Source organism: Acidovorax soli, from assembly GCF_014207955.1.
Lineage (GTDB): Bacteria > Pseudomonadota > Gammaproteobacteria > Burkholderiales > Burkholderiaceae_C > Acidovorax > Acidovorax soli_A.
Window position 1 is genome coordinate 343,369 of the sequence record NZ_JACHLK010000004.1, and the last position, 17,836, is coordinate 361,204.

Genomic DNA, 17,836 nt, shown 5'->3' on the forward strand with positions numbered 1-17,836 from the left:
CAGCGCCAAAGCGATGTAAACCGCCGGGCCTTCGCCGACGAAGCGTTGGAGCAGCCCAATGGACATCAGGACCTGGCTCACGCCCAAAAGTACACCGGCAATCCAATCCATACCCTGCTCCCCCTTCCTGTGCGGATGGTGCGCCAGCCGTCCCGGGGAGGGCGCGAAGGGCGCTGAGAACGCAGCCTGTCTCAATTTGCGTGGCGGTGCCAGCGGCCGCCCGGCGCCGTTCCTGCCGCCGGACTGCCGTATGCTGATTCCTCTGTACTGAGGCTTGAGCCTGCAAAATGAAACTCCGCAACATCCTATGGCCCTTGCTGTTCCTGGTTTCGACCCATGCGTGTGCAAGCCGGGACCCGTGGGCCTTGGAGGCATTTGACAGGGCGTCCCTGGCGGTGAAGATGGTCTATTTCGAGGGGGCGATGCAGCAGCACTGTGCCTTGATTCGGGACCCTGGCGGGTACATTCACCGGGTTTGCAAGGGCGACTACCTCGGAAAAGAGTTTGGCCGGGTGGTTGAAGTTTCGAAGCGCAAGGGGATTCGCATCGTTGAGACGATCAAGGAAGGCGATGGGGAATGGGTGCAGCGCGAAGCCTGGATTCCTTTTGAAAAGCGGTGAGGTGGCGCTGATGGCGCCGCCGGCCGCGACAATGCTGCAATGAGCTCCCACCTACTCCTGATCCTGGGCCTGCTGTTCCCGCTGATCAGCTGGCTCACCCTGGCGGGCAGTTGGTGGACGGCGCGGCGCTCCGGTGGCCATTCCTCGCCGGTGCTGGTGCCCTTTGTCGGCCCGCTGGTGCTGACCTGGTGGCTTTGGCAGCAGGGGGCCCGGGGGTGGACTTTTGCCCTGCCCTGGGTGCTCGATATCGGAACTGTGATGTTCCTCTACGTGCTACCCCGGCTGGTGGCTGAGGAATGGCGAACGAGCCGTTTCACGCGCGTCCTCGCATTGACGGGATCGCAGGGCGTGGCGCAGGTCCGCATCTCGCTCCACTCCGGCGGGCACTACCTCTTGAAGAAGCGGTGGAACCGGGCCCCGGGTGAACTGGGGACGATCGCCCTGAGTGAGCCGGGGACCTATGTCCAAGGTGCCGCGGGCTCGCTGGAGCTGCGCAGCCATGCGGGCAAAGTCCGGCGGTTGGCGCTGGACGCAGACCACGGGTATCTGGTGTCCGACCCGGGCGATGCGGGTGACCGGAGCCTGGATGGCTGGCGGCTGCAGGCCAGCGTCGAGCGCAGTCCGTGACTACGGGCATGCCTTTCGTGGAGGCAGGTGTGTCGGGCCACGAACGGTGAACAGGCGTTCATGATGGCTCACTCCACCTGCATCACCACCTTGCCAATGGTCTGCCGCCCCTCCAGCGCGCGGTGGGCCTGCGCGCCGTCGCGCAGGGCAAACCTGTGTGCAATGCGCAGTTGCACATCGCCCGTCTGGATCCATTCAAACAGCTGCTCCGCGCGCGAGCGGCGCTCCTGCGCGGTGGTGAGCACGTTCCACAGGTCGCCACCCACCAGTGCCAGTGAGCGGTCCATGAGCAGGCGCGGGTCCACCGGCGCGGGGTCGCCCGCGGCCATGCCGTAGAAGACCACGGTGCCGCCGGTGCGCGCAGCGGCCAGACTGTCGGGCAGCGTGGTGCCCACAGAGTCGTACACCACATCCGCCCCGCGCCCACCGGTGATGGCCTGCACGGCCTGCAGCCAATGCTCGGTAGGGAGCACCTCGTCCACCCCGAGCCCACGCACCGCCTGGCGCTTGGCCTCGGTCGACGCGATGGCAATGACCCGTGCACCCAGGCGCCGCAGCATCTGCACGAGCAGCAGCCCCACGCCGCCCGCGGCCGCATGCACCACCGCCCAGTCCCCCGGGCGCACCGCGTAGCTGTCGCGGCACAGGTACTGCGCCGTCAGGCCCTGCAACAGGCTGCCCGCGGCCGTGTCGAACGAGATGGCGTCGGGCAAGGGGATGAGCCGGTCCACATCCACCGCGCACAGCCCGGCATTGGCAAACGGACTGTCGGCAAAGCCCACCCGCTGGCCCGCCTGCAGGCCGCTGCCCGGGGGGGCGCTGACGATTTCGCCCGCGCCCTCATAGCCCAGGATCCACGGCGGCGATCCGGCCAGGTGGTAGTTGCCCTTGCGGCGGTAGATGTCCGCAAAGTTCAGCCCCACGGCGCGCATGCGCACCAGCGCCTGCCCGGGCGCTGGAACCGGGTCGGGCACCACTTCATGGCGCAGGACATCGGCATCGCCGAACTGGTGGAAGACGAGTGCGTGCATCGAGGGGCCTTTCTGTGACGGATGGCAGATGGCAAGAGAAAGTATTTTTTCTCCTGCGATGGGAAGAGGGTTCCAACCCACTGTGCGGTGCCGCTGCATCGCGGACCGCGGCTTATGAAAGCAGTCAGGTTAGCACCGGCAGACTGGCGCGGCGAGGGGCTGGGGCTGCATTCAGTCGGTAGAAAAACTGCTGGCTTGGTGGGGCTTGCGCCAGTGAGGCAGTGGATATAAACTGAACTTAATGGTTCAGTATTCGGACGCCCACCTCGATGCCGCCTTTGCTGCGCTGGCCGATTCCACCCGGCGTGGCGTGCTGCAGCAGCTCGGGCGCGCCGATGCGTCCATCTCCGACCTGGCGGCCAAGTTCGGCATGACCCTCACGGGCATGAAAAAGCACGTCGGCGTGCTGGAGCAGGCGGGGCTGGTCACCACGCAGAAGCTCGGGCGTGTGCGCCAGTGCCAGTTGGGCCCGCGCCCGCTGGAGGTACAAGCGCTGTGGATCGCGCAGCACCGCCAGCTCTGGGAGGCCCGCTTCGACGCGCTGGACCAGGTGGTCGAGGAATTGCAACACCAGGAGAAAACCGATGGACGCAGGAAACACATCTAGCCAGCCCGCCGCCCCGCAGCATCGCCTGTCGGTGGAGCGCCAATCCGAGCGTGAATTGGTCGTCACGCGCACCATCAAGGCCCCGCCGCGCACCGTGTTCAAGGCCTGGACCGATGCCGCGCTGTTCCAGCGCTGGTGGGTGCCCCAATCCTTTGGCCTGGCGCTGCTGTCGTGCGAGCTCGACGTGCGCGTGGGCGGCAGCTACCGCCTGGTGTTCAGCCACCCCGACGCGCCTCAGGGCATGGCCTTCCATGGCCGCTACCTGGAAGTGGTGCCGCCCGCGCGCCTGGTCTGGACCAATGACGAAGCCGGCGGCAGCGGCCAGGTCACCACCGTCACCTTCGAGGAACAGCCCGCGGGGCACACGCTGCTCACCGTGCACGACCTCTACCCCAGCAAGGAAGCGCTCGACGCCGAGATCGCCGCCGGCAGCACGGGCTGGAACGACGAGACCTTCGACCAGCTCGACGCGCTGGTGGGCCCCATGGGTTGAGCCCAGCAGGCCCGGCGGGGCAGGCCGCCCCTACTCCTTGATATTGACGCTCTGCACCACCTTCAGATTGCGGGCGTATTCGGCCTGCACGAAGCGGGCGAGGTCCTGGGCCGAGCCGCTGCCCGGCAGGGCGCCTTGCTCCTGCAGCTTCGTGCGCACTTCAGGGGTGCTCAGCACGGCGTTGAGTTCCTGGTTCAGGCGCGCGACGATGGGGGCGGGGGTTTGCGCGGGGGCGAACAGGCCGGTCCAGGCCACCGGGGCGTAGCCCTTGAGGCCGGGCATTTCGTCGAAGGTGGGCACGTTGGGCAGCGCTTCGAGGCGCTTGGTGCCGGTCACGCCCAGGGCCTTGAGCTTGCCGCTTTGCACGTAGCCGGGCACCGCGCCGGCGCTGATGAGCATGGCGGTGTCGACCTGCTCGCCGATCACGTCGGTGGCGATCTGCGCTGCGCCGCGGTAGGGGATGTGGGTGACGTAGATGCCGCTGCGCTGCTTGAGCAGCTCCATGGACAGGTGCAGCACCGTGCCCACGCCCGAGGTGGCGTAGCTGGTCTTGCCAGGCGAGGCCTTGGCGAGCTTGACGAAGTCGGCATAGCTGGCCACGCCCAGGCCGGGCCGCGCCACCAGCACCATGGGGGCAGTGTTCACCAGGCCCACGGGCGCCAGGTCCTTGAGCGGATCGAACTTGTACGCGGCGGGGTTGACCAGCTTGCCGATCGCAATCGTGCTGTCGGGCGCGGCCACGAGGGTGTAGCCGTCGGGCGCTGCGGCGGCGGCCTTGGCCACGCCGATGGCGCCGCCGGCACCGCTCACGTTCTCGATCACCACCGATTGCTTGAGCCGCTCCGACAGCCGCGTGGCCACCATGCGCGCCACGAAGTCCACGCTGCCGCCGGCGGAGTAGGGCACGATCAGCGTGATGGGCTTGGCCGATGGCCAGGCCGCAGGCGCCGGTGCCTGCGCATGCGCCGGGCCCAGGGCCAGCAGGGGGAGGGTGGCGGCGAGCAGCGGGGCAGCAAGGTATCGCATGGTGTCAAGGTCTCTCGGTGGGGGCTGTGCGGAGGGGGTGGTGTGCGAAGGGGGCGTCAGGCCAGGCCGTGCGTGGCGCGCAGCGCATCGAACTGTGCGCTCCATTCGCCCGCCCAGCGGCGGCGCTGGGTGTCGTCGATCCAGGCGCCGTCCAGGCCGTTGTGCATGAAGCCGCGCAGGTCGTCGAGGCCAAAGCCGAAGTCGCGCACCATCTTGAGCCAGGCCCCGGTGGGCGTGACCTGGTGCAGCGTGGGGTCGTCGGTGTTGGGGTGGATGCGCAGGCCCAGGGCCGGCATGTGGCGGATGGGGTGGTCCAGCGCCCAGCGCTCGGGCGCCAGCGTGCGCAGGTAGTAGGAGTTGGTAGGCACCACGGTAAAGACCACGCCGCGCTCGGCGCACTCGCGCGCGAAGGCCGGGTGGTCGACCACCGTGTAGCCGTGGTCGATGCGGTCCACCTGCAGCACATCGAGCGCGGTGCGCACGTTGGTCCAGGGCATGCCGAACTCGCCGGCGTGCGCGGTGGTTTTCAGGCCCGCGCGCTGCGCGTCGCGGTAGGCCTGCAGAAACAGCTCGGGCGGGCGGTCGTTCTCGCGGTAGTCGATGCCGATGCCGACCACCTCGTCGCAGCGCTGCGCCGCCACCCACTGCACCATCTCCACCGCAGCCTCGGGCGATGCCTCGCGGTCCACCGCCGCAATCAGCCGGCCGGTGATGCCCCACTGCTGCTCCGCGTCGCGAATGGCGCGCACGATGGCGCCCTGCGCCAGCGGGTAGGCAATGCCCGAGGCGTGCACCGTGCCGGTCGGGTTCCAGGAGAACTCGGCATGGCGCACCGTGTGGGCCGCGGCGTCTTCCAGGTATTCAATCGTCAGCTGGTACAGGTCGTCGGCGCTGCGCACCAGCTGCGCGTCGAGCGCGCGCAGCACGCGCAGCACGCCCACGGGCTTTTCGCCGCGCGTGTAGAAGCTTTCGACCTCCTCCTCGGCCAGCGGTGCGCCGGCGCGGCGGTTGAGCGCGGCAAAGGTCGCCTGGCGCACCGTGCCGAACAGGTGGCAGTGCAGCTCTACCTTGGGGATGGCACGCAGAAAGGCTTCGAGGGGCGCGCCGGCGTCGGCGTCAGCGGGGGCGGAATGCGGGCTCATGCCGAAAGTCTAGGTACACCCCGCAGATAAGGAAAATTTCAAATTTCTATATATTCATTCATTGGATCTATAACCGCCGATGCAATGAAAGCCAAGCCATGGGCACCACCACCGCACTCCACGCGCTCACCTTGCGGCAACTGCGCTTTTTCTCCGTGCTTGTCGAAGAAGGGCATTTCGGCCGGGCGGCGCGCCGGCTGTCCATCACCCAGCCGGCGCTGAGCAACGCCATCAAGCAGATGGAGCGGCTGGTGGGGGCTGCGCTGCTCACCCGCTCCACGCACCAGCTCGAACTCACGCCGCTGGGCGCCGAGGTGCTGGCGCGCACCGACTTCGTGGTGCACACGGTGGACAGCGCCTTGAAGGACATCGACAACACCGTGCAGCGCGGGCGCGCGCTGGTGCGCATCGGTGTCATCCCTTCGGCCAGCGCGCGCGTGGTGGCGGCGGTGGGGGAGTTTCTCGCAGAAGAAGGGGAACAGCCGCAAGATGCGGCTGCGCCGGCGCAGCAGCGCAGCCGCATGGACCTGGCCTGGCGCGATGCCCCCTCCACCACGCTGCTGGCCGAGGTGCGCAGCGGGCAGCTCGACCTGGCGATTGCCGCCATCACCGAGCCCCCGGGCAGCCTGGTGTGCACCGACCTGTTCCGCGACCCGCTGGTGCTGGTGCTGCGCCGCGACCACGCGCTGGCCCAGGCCGAGGCGCCCGTGGCCTGGCAAGACATCGGGCACGAGCGGCTGGCACTGTTCGAGAGCGGCAGCATGCCGGCGCTGGGCGAGTCGGCCCGCGCGCAGTTTGCCCAGCATGCCGAGCCCTACCGCGTGAGCTATGCCGAGACACTCTACGCCCTGGTGCGCGGCGGCATGGCCTTGGGCCTGATGCCGCAGCTGTACACCGCCACGCTGCGCGACCCGGACCTGGTGGTGCTGCCCCTGGTCACCCCGCACATCGAGCGGCGCGTGGTGCTGGTCTACCAGCCCGGCCCCATGCGCAGCCAGGTGGTGCAGGCGCTGCGGGCGTTCTTGCAGGCGCGCCTGGCTGCAGCCCCTGCGCCCAACAAGCCGGCGCGCCGGGCGAGGCGCGCGCAGTGATCACGGCCTGCGGAACGTAAAAAAGTGCGTCTTTCGGGCGCTCCATGTCGATCTGGCGGGTTCTCGTTCGTCGAGTGCTTACGGGGTGCCCATGGAGGGCACGCCGAATGGTCGTCAACCCAACAGGAGTCAAGACATGTCCTACATCGATGGTTTCGTGATCGCCGTCCCCACCGCCAACAAGGAAAAATTCGCCGCGCACGCGCGCCAGCTCGACCCGATCTTCATCGAGCTGGGCGCCATCCGCGTGATCGAGGGCTGGGGCGACGACGTCCCCGACGGCAAGCTCACCGACTTCCGCCGCGCGGTGCAGGCCACGGCCGAGGAGACGGTGGTGTTCTCCTGGGTCGAATGGCCCGACAAGGCCACGCGCGACGCAGGCATGAAGAAAATGATGGAAGACCCGCGCATGGACCCGTCCAACCCCGCCAACCCGCCCATGCCCTTCGATGGCAAGCGCATGATCTTCGGCGGTTTTGAGCCGGTGGTTGAAGTGAGGGCGTGAGCAGGGTATGGGATAGTCTGTCGGCGGGACCGTTGCGCATCCCGCCGTGCCTGCCTGCCCGCCGCGCCGAGATCCGAATCCCATGACCGCCCACGCCAATCCCCACAGCAGCCCCGCCGCCCCGCCCCTGCAGGGCCTGCCCTCCCTGAAGGCGCTGCACGCCTTCGAGGCCGCGGCGCGGCACCTGAACTTTCGGCTTGCAGCCGAGGAGCTGGACGTGACGCAGGGCGCCGTGGCGCAGCAGGTGCGCGCGCTGGAAGCCGAGCTCGGGGTGCGCCTGTTCGAGCGCCGTGCGCGCGGCCTGGCACCTACCGAGGCTGGCAGCGCCTATGCGCTGCGCGTGCGCCGTGCGCTGGAGGAGATTGCCGACGCCACACGCCAGCTGCGCCCGGGCGAACGGCAGGTCACCATCAGCGTCGCGCCGACCCTGGCCGCCAAGTGGCTGCTGCCCCGCCTGCCGCGCTTTGCCGAGCGCCACCCGGGAGTCGAGCTGCGCGTGCTGGCCTCCGAGCGCGTGTCACGCTTCCATGCCGAGGGGGTCGATCTGTCGATCCGCTATGGCCAGCCGCCGTTCGGGCCGGGGCTGCATGTCGAGCGGCTGCTGGAGAACACCTTGATCGCCGTGGGCAGCCCGGCGCTGGTGGGCGCTGCGGGCGCGCTGACGCCCAAGCGGCTGGCCAGGCTGCCGCTGATCCACGACGCCCATGGCTCCTGGCCCGCGTTCTTTGCGCAGGCGGGCTTGCCGGTGCCGCCGCCGGGCGGCACGCGCTTCAACCAGATCGGCCTGGCCATTGACGCGGCCATCGCCGGCCAGGGGCTGGCGCTGGCCAGCCCGTTCTTCGTCGCCCCCGACATCGCCGCCGGCCGGTTGGTGCGGGTGCTGCCGCAGGTGGCGCTGCGCACGGGCATCGACTACCACCTCGTGTGGCCGCAGCGGGCGCGTGGCGGCGATGTGCCTCTGGACGAGGTCACCGCATGGCTGCTGGAGGAGGCGGCGCGCTAGGCGCCTGCGGCCCCGCGCTGCTGCCCCGAGATCGACTTTGAACGCCACCACCCGGACGCACTGCACCCATGCGCACTCAGCCGAACCTGACGACCAGGGTTCTCCACGCCCAATGCTCGGCGTCCGCTTACGACGCGTGCTACGAGATGGCCTTCGTGTATTGCCAGGATCCAGCCCAGCGTTACTGTTTCTCGCTGACCCGCTATCCTGAACGGGACGAGATGGAGCTGATGGTGAGTGATCAGGTGCTCACCCAGGTGAACGATCTGGATCTTTCTCTGGACGGGAGCGTCCTCACGGCGCGCCTGGATGCAGGGGTGGCCGACCAACTTGACGGAACCGGGCAGTACGTCATCCACCTGGAGGCCTCCGACGAAGAATTGCAGCAGCTTGTGCTGGCGCTGGAGAAGATCTTCGAGGGCAAGCAGGGCTTCAAGCAGGTGCTCTAGCAAGGCCAGGTGCTCGGGCTGGCTTCCACCTGGGGCTGCCTGTTCGCCGTGCAGCGGCAGGAAGGCTGGGGCGGGCTTTGTCCCCGGCATGTCCCCAACAGCAGTTTGAAACTCGTAAGTCGTTGATTCGTAACGAGTAGGGTGGTCCCCTCGACAGGAATCGAACCTGTATCTAGCGCTTAGGAGGCACTCGTTCTATCCATTGAACTACGAGGAGGACGCAGGCGCGCATTGTAGGGGCAGTGCAGGGTGGTCCCGGTGATGCCCGCTTTTTTGCTCCATGCGCCCTTTCCTCAGTCGTATTTCACGGTGTAGATGATGTCCACTGCACTCTGCGCCCCCGTCTGCCCGCGCAGGGTGAGCCGGCGCGACAGGTCATAAAAGATGTACAGCGTGCCCAGCGTGCCCGACAGGCTGCGCTCATACGTCACGTACAGGTCGGTGGACAGGCGCTTGCCGAAGGTGAGCGCTGCGCCCGTGGCGTCCTCCCCCGCGCCGGGGCCCTTGAAGCCGATTTCGTCCAGGCCCAGGCGGCTGGCCATGTTGGCGGTGGGGCCGGCGCCGCCCTTGCGGCCGAGCAGGGCCAGGGCGGCCTGTTGGAGCACGGCGGCTTCGGCTCCGCCGGCGGCGGCGTCGCGGCCCAGCACCACCCAACTGAGCTTTTCGGCGTCGGGCAGGTCGGGGTCCGAATACAGGCGCACGCGCGGCGCCAGGGCCGAGCCGCTGACCTGCACGCCCGCGCGCACGCTGATGTTGGGGCGCAGCGCCAGGATGTCGAGCGAGGGGTTGTTGTACGGGCCGCTGAAGCGGATGAGCCCCGTCTCCACGTCCAGCACCTGGCCCCAGGCGCGGTAGCGGCCCTGCTCGGTGCGCACCTCGCCGATCACGCGCGGGGGCGCGCCGGGCACGGGGCTGCTGCGCACGTCGAGCTCGCCGGTCAGCCGCGTGGTGATGCCGTGGCCCTGCAGCGCGAAGTCGCGCCCCAGGTTCAGGGTGATGGCGATGTCGGGCGGCTTGGCCGTGGTGGGGGCCGTGCTGGTGCCCGCGGGCTGCTCGGCCGCCTGGTTGGCCTTGGCGATGGCCTGGGCCTTGGCCTGGGCTTCGCGGTCCTTGGCGGCCGAGCGCACCACCACATCGCTGCCCAGGCTGGGCGCGGTTTCGTCGGGCAGGATGATGGTGGCGCGGTCGGTGGTGAGGTTGCCGCGCACGCTGAACTGGCCCTGCTGCAGTTGCGCCTGCAGCTTGCCCGACACGTTGACCTGCCGGTCGGCCCGGCCCAGCACCTGCAGGGCCTGGGCCTCGGCCTGGAAGTTCATGGCCAGGCCTGACGCGGTGTCGCTGCCCGCGCCCCAGCTCACGCGGCCCGTGCCGGTGAGGGTGCCGCCGTCTTGCGGGGCGCTGGTGCGGTTGCCGCTGTAGCCGGGGATGCGCGCCTTGCTGCCCGTGCCGCCGCGCAGGCGGAACTCGGTGATATCCAGCTGGTTGCCATTGAGCGCCGCGCGCAAGCGCCCGCCCTGCAGGTCCACCCCGTCGAGGATGGAGCGCACGGCCAGCTCGTCGGCCCCCAGCGTGCCGGCCCAGCGCGGCGCGGCGCGCGTGCCCGACAGGGTGGCATTGGCATCGAGCGTGCCGCGCACGCGCCAGCCGGGCGGCGCCAGGGCCGACCACACGCCCACATCGGGCAAACGCGCGCGCAGGGTGCCGGCCAGTGGTGCGTCGGGCGCCAGCGTGGTGGCGCCCAGCGTGCTGCCCAGGGTGAGGCGGGTGCTGGCCGTGGCGTCCACCTCGCCCGCGCGGGCGCTGGCCCACACCAGCTTGGCGCGCAGGGCATCGCCCTCGGCCTCCACGCTCAGCTCGGCCTGGCGCACGCCGGCATTGCTGCTGCTGCCGGGCTCTTCGGTCACCGTCGCCTTGGGGCTGCCCGCGCCCGCGCCCTGGCCGCTGCTCTGCACGGTGGTGATGGGGGCCGAGTCCACCGCCAGAATGCGCAAGTCGCCCGAGGCGCGGCGCACGCTGGCGCTGGCGCGCAGCGGGCCGCTGGTGGTGTCCACATTCCACTGCCCATCGAAGACGATGTTGCCGGCCAGGCCCAGGCGGGCCAGCAGGGGCTGCTGGGCGGGCTTGCCGGTGGCCGGGTCGGCGGCACCGCCGGCAAAGGCATCCACCCAGGCCATGGGCAGGCCCTGCAGGCTGCCCTGGGTCTGCAGGCGCAGCGGGCCGCCGCCACCGCCTGCATAGCTCACGGGCTGCCAGCGCAGCGTGACGGTGCCCACCACCGGCCCAGTGATGCGCGCCTGGCCCGCCGAGGCCTGCACCGACAGGGCGGCAGCGCCGGTAGTGGCTGGGCTGGATGCCGCGGTGGCCGGTGCCGGGGCAGAAGCGCCCAGGCGCAGCTTCACGTTCACGGGCTCGGCCAGTTGCACGGCCCAGGGGCCGGGCAGCTGGGTGTCTTGCGCCTGCAGGCGCAGCTCGCTCACCTGGGCCTGCCATTCGTTGGCGGCGCTGGTGCCGCCCGACAAACGCGTGCGCAGCGTGGCGCGCTGCGTGCCGGTGCGGGCCTCGCCATCCAGCGCCAGCGTGGCCTGGGCGAGTGAGCCCGAGAGCTCAGCATTCACGCCGCGCAGTTGCACGTTGGACATCGGGCCTGTGCCGCCCTGGCCCGGGGGCAGGGCCACGTCGAGCTGCGGCGTGTTCAGCCGCGCCTGCAGGGTGAAATTGTTGTTGCCGCTAGAGGTGGGCACCGCCTTGCCGGCCAGCAGCGCCTCCACCTGGCGCTGGGCAGTCTGCCAGCCGCCCGTCCAGCGGGCGTTCAACTGCGCCTGGCCTTTGGCAGCCACGCCCTTGGCCACATCGGCCAGGCCCGGCAGGCTGGCCAGCCAGGCCTGCACGCGCTCGGCATCCGAGAGCTGCACCTGCAGCTCGCCCGCGCCCTGGGTGGGGGCCACCTGGCCATTGGCGTTGAGGGTGGCACCGGGCACCGTGGCGCGCAGCTGGCCCTGGGCCGATTGCGCGCCCAGGGCCACGCGCAGTTGCGTGGCCTCCACCTTGGCCTGCAGGGCGTCGAGCAGCAAACGGTCCAGCTGCACCGTGCCGCCGCCTGCCTGCGCCAGGTACTGGCCCTGGGTGGTGAAGGTGTTGATGCGCAGCAGGGGCTGTGCGCCCTTCTTGCCGGGGGCTGTTGCTGCGGGCTGGGCCGGTGCAGCACCGGTGGCGCGGATATCGGCGGTAAAGCGCACGGCCTGGTCGGCTTGGCCCTGGGCGGTGATGCGCCCGCCCAACGGGGCTGCGGCCAGGGCCGTGTGCAGCGCATCGGGCCGCAGGTTGCGCAGCTCGGCCTGGCCCTCGGCCGCGCCGGTGGCGGGGGTGAACTGGCCCTTGAGCGCCACGCTGCCCGCGGCCTTGCCGGTGCCGATGGTGGCCGTGGCTTCGGGCACATCCCAGCGCGTGCCGTCAAAGCCCGCGCGGGCCTGCAGCGCGGCCAGGGGCAGGTGGCGGGTGTCCCAGGGGCCGGGCAGGTCGTTGCGCAGGTCGGCGGCGATGTTCCAGCCGGCGATGGCAGAGAGGGAGGCGGGTGGTACCGTGGCAGCGGTGGTGGATGCATCCACCGGGTCCACCTTCACCGTGCCGTGCAGCAGGGTGCGCGGCGCCTGCGGCCACAGGGTGGCCAGGTCCAGCGCCTTGAGCGTGGCGTTGGCCTGCTTGAGCGGCTGGGGCACCCAGGGGAGGATGGTGGCCTGCACATCGGCCTGCATGGGCTCGGTAGGGGCGGCGGGCGTGTTCTTGCGCTGCCCGCTGGCGGGGGCCGATGCCGCAGGCTCTGCCGCCACGGCCACCACCACCGGCTTCAACTGCGCCGCCGCCTGCAGCTGCGCGGCCGCCGTGGCCAGCGTGCCTTGCACGGTGGCATGCGCGGCCACGCGCAGCGGGTGGCCGCCGCCGGGTGGCGTGGTGGCCACCGTGCCGTCCAGCGTGGCGTCGATGGCCATGGGGGCCTGGGCCTGCAGCTGCACCTGGGCGCTGTACTGGCCCTGGGCCAGCTCCACGTTGGCTATCTTCAGGTGGTGCGCGGTGCCGTCGTAGCGGTAGTCGCCGGCCAGCCGCTGGGCTTGCACGGCCGGTTCGCCTGCCAGGCTGATCTGCTGCTCGGGCGAGCCCGCCCACTCCAGGCTGTCCACCTGGAAGGGCACGTTGATCTGCACGGGCAGCAGCAGTTGTTCCAGCGGCTTCATCGGCTCGGTGCTGGCGGGCGCCGTGGCCTGGGGGGTGATGCGCACGCGGCTGGCATGCACCTCGCCCAGCTCCACCTTGCGGTTGAGCAGCGGGGCCAGTTGCCAGCCGATGCGCGCGCCATCCACCTCCACCACCAGGGCCGGGCTGCTCCAGCGCAGCCAGCCAATGCGGCCGCCCGTGCGCAGCGAGCCGCTCACGTCGCGGCTCTCCAGCTTCTGCTCCGCCGGCAAATACTGCGCCGCGCGTGCCAGCGCCAGGGCCAGCGAGGTGCTGCTGCCCGCCCACCACCACAGCGCGCCGGCCGCGGCCAGCACCAGGGCCAGCAGGCCCAGCAGCAGCCAGACCAGCAGCCGCAGCCCGCTGCGCCGGCGCGGGCGGGGCGGCGGCGGGGCCGAAGACCCGGCGCTGAAGTCGGGCGAACGCTTGGCGGTGGGGGCGGGCGGATGGCGAGAAGGCATCAATCAACAAGTCAGGAAATCAGGGGGTGCGAAGGGCCGGCCGTGCGAATGGCGTCAGAACGTAAAGCCCAGCCGCAGGTGCAGCCGCAGCTCCTTGGCCTTGACGCCGTAGGCCAGGTCGGCCTGCAGCGGGCCCACGGGGCTGCGCCAGCGCACGCCGGCGCCCACGCCCACGCGCGGGTCCAGGTCGCCCAGCTTGTCGGCCACGGCGCCGGCATCCACGAACAGGGTGCTCTCCCAGTCCGTCATGGCGCCCTTGTAGACGATGGGGCGCTGCCACTCCAGGCTGCCCACGGCCAGGTAGCGGCCGCCGTAGAGCTGGCCGTTGTCGGTGCGCGCACCGATCTTGCGGTAGCCATAGCCGCGCACCGTGGTGTCGCCACCGGTCAGAAACAGCTGCGTCACCGGCAGCTGCGCGCCCTCGCGCGCCAGCACCGCGCCGCCCTCGGCACGCACGGCCAGGCGCGCCGCGCGCGAGCTGCCGTCGTCGGCCTGCACGCGGCCCGCGGGTATGAAGCTCTGCCAGCGCAGCAGCGTGCGCACAAAGGGGTCGCGCTCGGGCGTGAGCGTGGTGCCCACGCCCAGCTCGGCCGCAATGCCGTGGCCGCGCGTGGGGGCCGTGTTGTTGTTGAAGTAGCGGCCCGTCCAGCCGTAGTTCACGCTCACCGCCGTGCCCGAGGGCGGCGCGTTCAGCCCCTGGCTCTTGGCATAGTCGTACTGCACGAAGTAGTTGCGGTCGATGTTCTTGGTGCTCTTGCTGCGGCCGCCGCGCCAGCGGGCGCTGTTGGTCTCGTAGTCGCCCGTGTCCTCGCGCTGCACCTGGCCGCCGGTGAACCAGCGCCAGCCGTTTTCGCCGGGCAGGTCGGTCCACTCGGTGGAGAGCAGCTTGTTCTTGCGGTCCAGCGAGAGCTTGCTCACCGCGCGCCAGCCCAGGCCCGGCATCTGGTTGTGGATGTGGTCCAGCGTCAGCCGCGGCCCGCTGTCGGTCGACAGGCCGGCGCCAAACACCACCTTCTGCAACTGCGCCTCGCGCACCTGGGCCACCACGGGCGCGGCCAGCGGGTCGGTGCCTTCGGTGTCCAGCGTCAAAAAAACCGCGTCGTAGTAGCCGCTGCTGGCCAGGCGCAGCTGCGCATCGAGCAGCTCCGCTTCGTCGTAGATGGCGCCCGTGGGCAGGCGCGCCAGGCGGCGCGCGCCGTCGGGGTCGTAGCGCTCATTGCCCTGCACGCGCAGCGCGCCAAAGCGGTACAGCGGGCCCGTGTCATAGGCCACGCTCAGGCTCGCCTCGTGCGTGTCGGCATCCACCTCGGCGCGGCTGTTGGTGATGCTGGCCGTGGGGTAGCGGCGCACCTGCAGCTGGCGCAGGCCATCGTTCTTGGCCCCGTCCCAGGCCGACTGGGTGAAGGCCTTGCCCGGCGGCAGGCCCCAGCCGTTCTGCACGCGGCGCAGCTGGCGCGCGCGGCCCTCGCCGTCCTGCGTGGTGTTGTTAGCGCCGGCGGCCTCGGCAAACGTGATGTCGGCCTTGGCGATGTGCGTTTGCGGCCCGGGGTCCACCGTCACCACCACGGTGCGCGGCGCCAGTTTGGCGTTGGGCGTCTCGGTCAGCTCCACCGTGATGGTGGGCGAAAAATAGCCCAGCGTGCCCAGCAGCTCGCGCGCATTGGCATCGGCCGCGCCCAACAGGCGCTGCAGCTCGCTGGCCTGCAGGTCGGGCAGCTGGCGAAAGCGCTGCAGCTCCAGGTGCTTTTCCAGCGTCTCGCGCACCGCGTCGGGCGCGCGCACCTGCACGTCGAACGAGGGGCTGCCATCGCTGTCCGCCGCAAGGGGGCTCGACGCCGCATCGCGCGGCGCCTCTTCGCCCCCGCGCCCGGGCAGCAGGCTGCAGCCCGGCAGCAGCAGCAACGCGCCCATGGCACTGCAAAGCAGCAACGCCGACCATCGGGCCGGCGTTGCGGAAGGGGCGGCAGGGGGCGGCAAGAGGGGGCGACTACGGGGCACGGCGGCAGGCTTGGGTTGGGGTGGCGGTCATGGTACGGCATGGCGCAGGCGGCCACGGCGGCAGCAACAGCAGCAGCGCCGTGGGCGGCCCAGGGCCGGCCTGCGAGGCCCCACTATCGCCGCAAAAACCGCGAATCCTTGTAAGACAGATTCCCGCAGCGTATCGGGGTGTGACAGCGCGCTCAGAGGGCCGTAGGCCCGCCTTCAAGTGTTTGTCTCTAACAAACGCTGCCCTTGTGAGATCTCACTTGTCCCAATGGGCGGAGCTGCCGACACTGGCGTCTCTTTAGGAGATGCCTTATGACTCTTGCCCGACGCCTCATCCTGGCTGCGGCCGCTGCCCTGGTGCTCATCGCCCCGCAGGCCGCCCTGGCGGCGGACTTTCCCAGCCGGCCCGTCAAGATCGTCGTGCCCTACCCGGCCGGGGGCTCCACCGACGTGCTGATGCGCGTGATGGCGCCCGTGCTGCAGGGCCAGTGGGGCGTGCCGGTGGTGATCGAGAACCGCCCCGGCGCGGGCAGCGTGATCGGCGCCACGGCCGTGGCCAAGGCCGCGCCGGACGGGTACACCCTGGGCATTGTCGCCAACGCCTTCTCGGTGGCGCCCAGCCTGCGCGATGTGATGCCCTACGACACCCTCAAGGATTTCACGCCGCTCACGCAACTCACCTTCACGCCCAATGTGCTGGTCACCAGCCCCGCCGAAGGCTTCAAGTCGATGAAGGACCTGCAGGACGCCGCCAAGGCGGGCCGAAAGGACCTGTCCGCCGGCTCCATCGGCAACGGCACGGCCGCGCACCTGGCGCTGGAGAAATTCAAGGCCCTGTCGGGCATGAAGATCCTGCACGTGCCCTTCCAGGGCTCGGCCCCGGGCCTCACCGCGCTGATCGGCGGGCAGACCCAGCTGCTGATGGCGCCCCTGCCCGATGTGCTGCCCTTTGTGCGCGGCGGCAAGGTGCTGGCGCTGGGCGTGGGCAGCGCCGCGCGCGTGCCGCAGCTGCCCGAGGTGCCCACCTTCATCGCCTCGGGCTACGCGGGCTTCGAGTCGGGCGCCTGGTTCGGCATGCTGGCCCCGGCCGGGCTGGAGCCACGCCTTGCCGCGCGCATCAGCGCCGACTTCGTGGCCGCGCTGGCGGCCCCTGCCGTGAAGGAAAAGCTCACCCTGCTGGGCCTCACGCCCGTGGGCTCGTCGCAGCAGGATTTTCAGAAGCTGCTGGCCGCCGAGGTCAAGGGCAACGGCGACATCGTGCGCAGTGCCGGCATCCGCATCGACTGATGCATCTCTCTTTCTCCCAACGCATTTCCATGAACGACAACCACAACGATCCCAACGACCTGCTGCAACCCGGCCTCTCTGGCGCCTTCGTGCGCGATGGCTTTGGCGCCTTGCCCTTCACCCCGGCCATCGCATCGGCCCAGCTCGCGGGGCTCACCCTGTCCGTCAAGGACGTGTTCACCGTGCAGGGCCTGCGCACCGGCGCCGGCAACCCGCTGTGGCGCGATGGGCAGCCCGTTGCCACCACCAGCGCCAGCGCGGTCACGGCGCTGCTGGGCGCCGGTGCGGCCTGGGTGGGCAAGACGGTGACGGACGAGCTGGCCTACAGCCTGGCGGGCAACAACATCCACTACGGCACGCCCGTGAACCCCATGGCACCCACGCGCATACCGGGGGGCTCATCCTCAGGCGCCGCGGTGGCGGTGGCGGCGGGCCACTGCGACATCGGCCTGGCCACGGACTGCGGCGGCTCGGCCCGCCTGCCGGGCAGCTACTGCGGGGTGTGGGGCATTCGCCCTTCGCACGGGCTGGTGGGCGGGGTGTCGGGCTTTCCGCTGGCGCCGGGGTATGACACGGTGGGCTGGTTCACCCGCAGCGGCGCGGTGATGCAGCGCGTGCTCGACGTGGTGGCGCCGCACGCACCGCAGGCGCGCGACTTTGGCTGGTGGGCCGCGCACGACGCGCTCGACGCCTGCGACCCGCGCGTGCAGGCGGCCTACCGCCAGCTCGTGGTACGGCTGCAAGAAGGCCGTGCCCCCGTCCCCTGGCGCGCGGCCGGCAGCCTGGCGCTGCACGACTGGGCCGTGGCCAACCGCACGCTGCAGGGCGCCGATGTATGGGCCCAGCACGGCGCCTGGGTGCAGGTGCATGGCCACTCGCTGGCGCCCGCCATCCGCGAGCGCTTTGGCCACATCGCCAAACTGCAGCCCGACCAGGTGCTGGCCGCCGAGGCCGTGCGCGAGCACGCCCGCAGCACGCTGGCCCACCTGTTCGCCCAGCACGGCCTGCTGGTGCTGCCCACGGCGCCTGGCATCGCGCCGCTGCTCACTGCAAGCGACGAGGTCTTCACCGCTACGCGCGAGCGCTGCCACCTGCTGCTGGCGCCCGCCGCGCTGGCTCGGCTGCCCCAGGTCACGCTGCCCTGGATCACGCTCGACGGTGCGCCCGTGGGCCTGTCGGTGCTGGGCCCCCGGGGCCACGACAAGAGCGTGGTGGCCGCCGCGCGCCAGCTCGAAGCCCTGCTGGCCACGCAGCACGCGCCGGCGCTGGCGGCATGACGAT

At 70.6% G+C, this 17,836-nt stretch carries 15 protein-coding genes and 1 tRNA gene; 10 read left to right on the forward strand and 6 right to left on the reverse strand.

Annotated features, from left to right (window positions below; all coding sequences use genetic code 11):
- Nucleotides 1-287 precede the first annotated feature (287 nt).
- Together HNP48_RS13240 and HNP48_RS13245 are read left to right on the forward strand one after the other, a co-directional pair.
- The gene (locus tag HNP48_RS13240; RefSeq protein WP_184857543.1) at nucleotides 288-620 is read left to right on the forward strand and encodes a pilus assembly protein PilP; all 333 of its coding nucleotides are present in this window, start codon (nucleotides 288-290) and stop codon (nucleotides 618-620) included.
- A gap of 39 nt (nucleotides 621-659) precedes the next feature.
- Nucleotides 660-1,247: a hypothetical protein gene (locus HNP48_RS13245; protein WP_184857545.1), complete on the forward strand. Its 588-nt coding sequence runs from the start codon at nucleotides 660-662 to the stop codon at nucleotides 1,245-1,247.
- A 68-nt stretch (nucleotides 1,248-1,315) separates the two neighbouring features.
- Here HNP48_RS13245 and HNP48_RS13250 read toward each other — a convergent pair whose 3' ends face one another.
- Nucleotides 1,316-2,278 carry a quinone oxidoreductase gene (locus HNP48_RS13250; protein WP_184857547.1) on the reverse strand — a complete coding sequence of 321 codons (963 nt, stop codon included), beginning with the start codon at nucleotides 2,276-2,278 and terminating at the stop codon, nucleotides 1,316-1,318.
- 241 nt (nucleotides 2,279-2,519) lie between these two features.
- Between HNP48_RS13250 and HNP48_RS13255 the strand changes: the two genes are divergently transcribed.
- Nucleotides 2,520-2,885 carry a helix-turn-helix transcriptional regulator gene (locus HNP48_RS13255; protein WP_184857549.1) on the forward strand — a complete coding sequence of 122 codons (366 nt, stop codon included), beginning with the start codon at nucleotides 2,520-2,522 and terminating at the stop codon, nucleotides 2,883-2,885.
- Nucleotides 2,863-3,378: an SRPBCC family protein gene (locus HNP48_RS13260; RefSeq protein ID WP_184857551.1), complete on the forward strand. Its 516-nt coding sequence runs from the start codon at nucleotides 2,863-2,865 to the stop codon at nucleotides 3,376-3,378. The genes HNP48_RS13255 and HNP48_RS13260 overlap by 23 nt, the downstream gene beginning before the upstream one ends.
- A gap of 30 nt (nucleotides 3,379-3,408) precedes the next feature.
- Here HNP48_RS13260 and HNP48_RS13265 read toward each other — a convergent pair whose 3' ends face one another.
- A complete protein-coding gene (locus tag HNP48_RS13265) occupies nucleotides 3,409-4,404 on the reverse strand; it encodes a tripartite tricarboxylate transporter substrate binding protein (RefSeq protein ID WP_184857553.1) in 996 nt (331 codons plus the stop codon).
- A gap of 56 nt (nucleotides 4,405-4,460) precedes the next feature.
- Nucleotides 4,461-5,546, reverse strand: a complete 1,086-nt coding sequence (locus tag HNP48_RS13270) for an adenosine deaminase (RefSeq protein WP_184857555.1) — start codon at nucleotides 5,544-5,546, stop codon at nucleotides 4,461-4,463.
- 98 nt (nucleotides 5,547-5,644) lie between these two features.
- Between HNP48_RS13270 and HNP48_RS13275 the strand changes: the two genes are divergently transcribed.
- The 4 genes from HNP48_RS13275 to HNP48_RS13290 all read left to right on the forward strand — a co-directional run bounded on the left by HNP48_RS13275 (nucleotide 5,645) and on the right by HNP48_RS13290 (nucleotide 8,594).
- Entirely contained in the window at nucleotides 5,645-6,637 is a 993-nt protein-coding gene (locus HNP48_RS13275; protein WP_184857557.1) for a LysR family transcriptional regulator, read from the forward strand.
- A gap of 136 nt (nucleotides 6,638-6,773) precedes the next feature.
- A complete protein-coding gene (locus tag HNP48_RS13280; RefSeq protein ID WP_184857559.1) occupies nucleotides 6,774-7,142 on the forward strand; it encodes a DUF1428 domain-containing protein in 369 nt (122 codons plus the stop codon).
- 82 nt (nucleotides 7,143-7,224) lie between these two features.
- Nucleotides 7,225-8,145 carry a LysR substrate-binding domain-containing protein gene (locus tag HNP48_RS13285; RefSeq protein WP_184857561.1) on the forward strand — a complete coding sequence of 307 codons (921 nt, stop codon included), beginning with the start codon at nucleotides 7,225-7,227 and terminating at the stop codon, nucleotides 8,143-8,145.
- 68 nt (nucleotides 8,146-8,213) lie between these two features.
- Complete coding sequence (locus HNP48_RS13290) at nucleotides 8,214-8,594, forward strand: transcriptional repressor (RefSeq protein ID WP_184857563.1); 381 nt, start codon at nucleotides 8,214-8,216, stop codon at nucleotides 8,592-8,594.
- Between the two features lie 142 nt (nucleotides 8,595-8,736).
- On the opposite strand, the gene HNP48_RS13295 is transcribed toward HNP48_RS13290, so the two are convergent.
- The 3 genes from HNP48_RS13295 to HNP48_RS13305 form a co-directional block, all read right to left on the reverse strand.
- Nucleotides 8,737-8,811, reverse strand: a tRNA-Arg gene (locus HNP48_RS13295).
- A 76-nt stretch (nucleotides 8,812-8,887) separates the two neighbouring features.
- On the reverse strand, nucleotides 8,888-13,282 hold the full coding sequence (locus HNP48_RS13300; RefSeq protein WP_184857564.1) for a translocation/assembly module TamB domain-containing protein: 4,395 nt from the start codon (nucleotides 13,280-13,282) through the stop codon (nucleotides 8,888-8,890).
- Between the two features lie 54 nt (nucleotides 13,283-13,336).
- Complete coding sequence (locus HNP48_RS13305; protein ID WP_184857566.1) at nucleotides 13,337-15,193, reverse strand: autotransporter assembly complex family protein; 1,857 nt, start codon at nucleotides 15,191-15,193, stop codon at nucleotides 13,337-13,339.
- A gap of 387 nt (nucleotides 15,194-15,580) precedes the next feature.
- Between HNP48_RS13305 and HNP48_RS13310 the strand changes: the two genes are divergently transcribed.
- Together HNP48_RS13310 and HNP48_RS13315 are read left to right on the forward strand one after the other, a co-directional pair.
- A complete protein-coding gene (locus tag HNP48_RS13310; protein WP_184857568.1) occupies nucleotides 15,581-16,555 on the forward strand; it encodes a tripartite tricarboxylate transporter substrate binding protein in 975 nt (324 codons plus the stop codon).
- A gap of 29 nt (nucleotides 16,556-16,584) precedes the next feature.
- Nucleotides 16,585-17,832 (forward strand): amidase, encoded by a 1,248-nt coding sequence (locus tag HNP48_RS13315; RefSeq protein WP_184857570.1) that lies wholly within the window; start codon nucleotides 16,585-16,587, stop codon nucleotides 17,830-17,832.
- The last annotated feature ends 4 nt before the right edge of the window (nucleotides 17,833-17,836 follow it).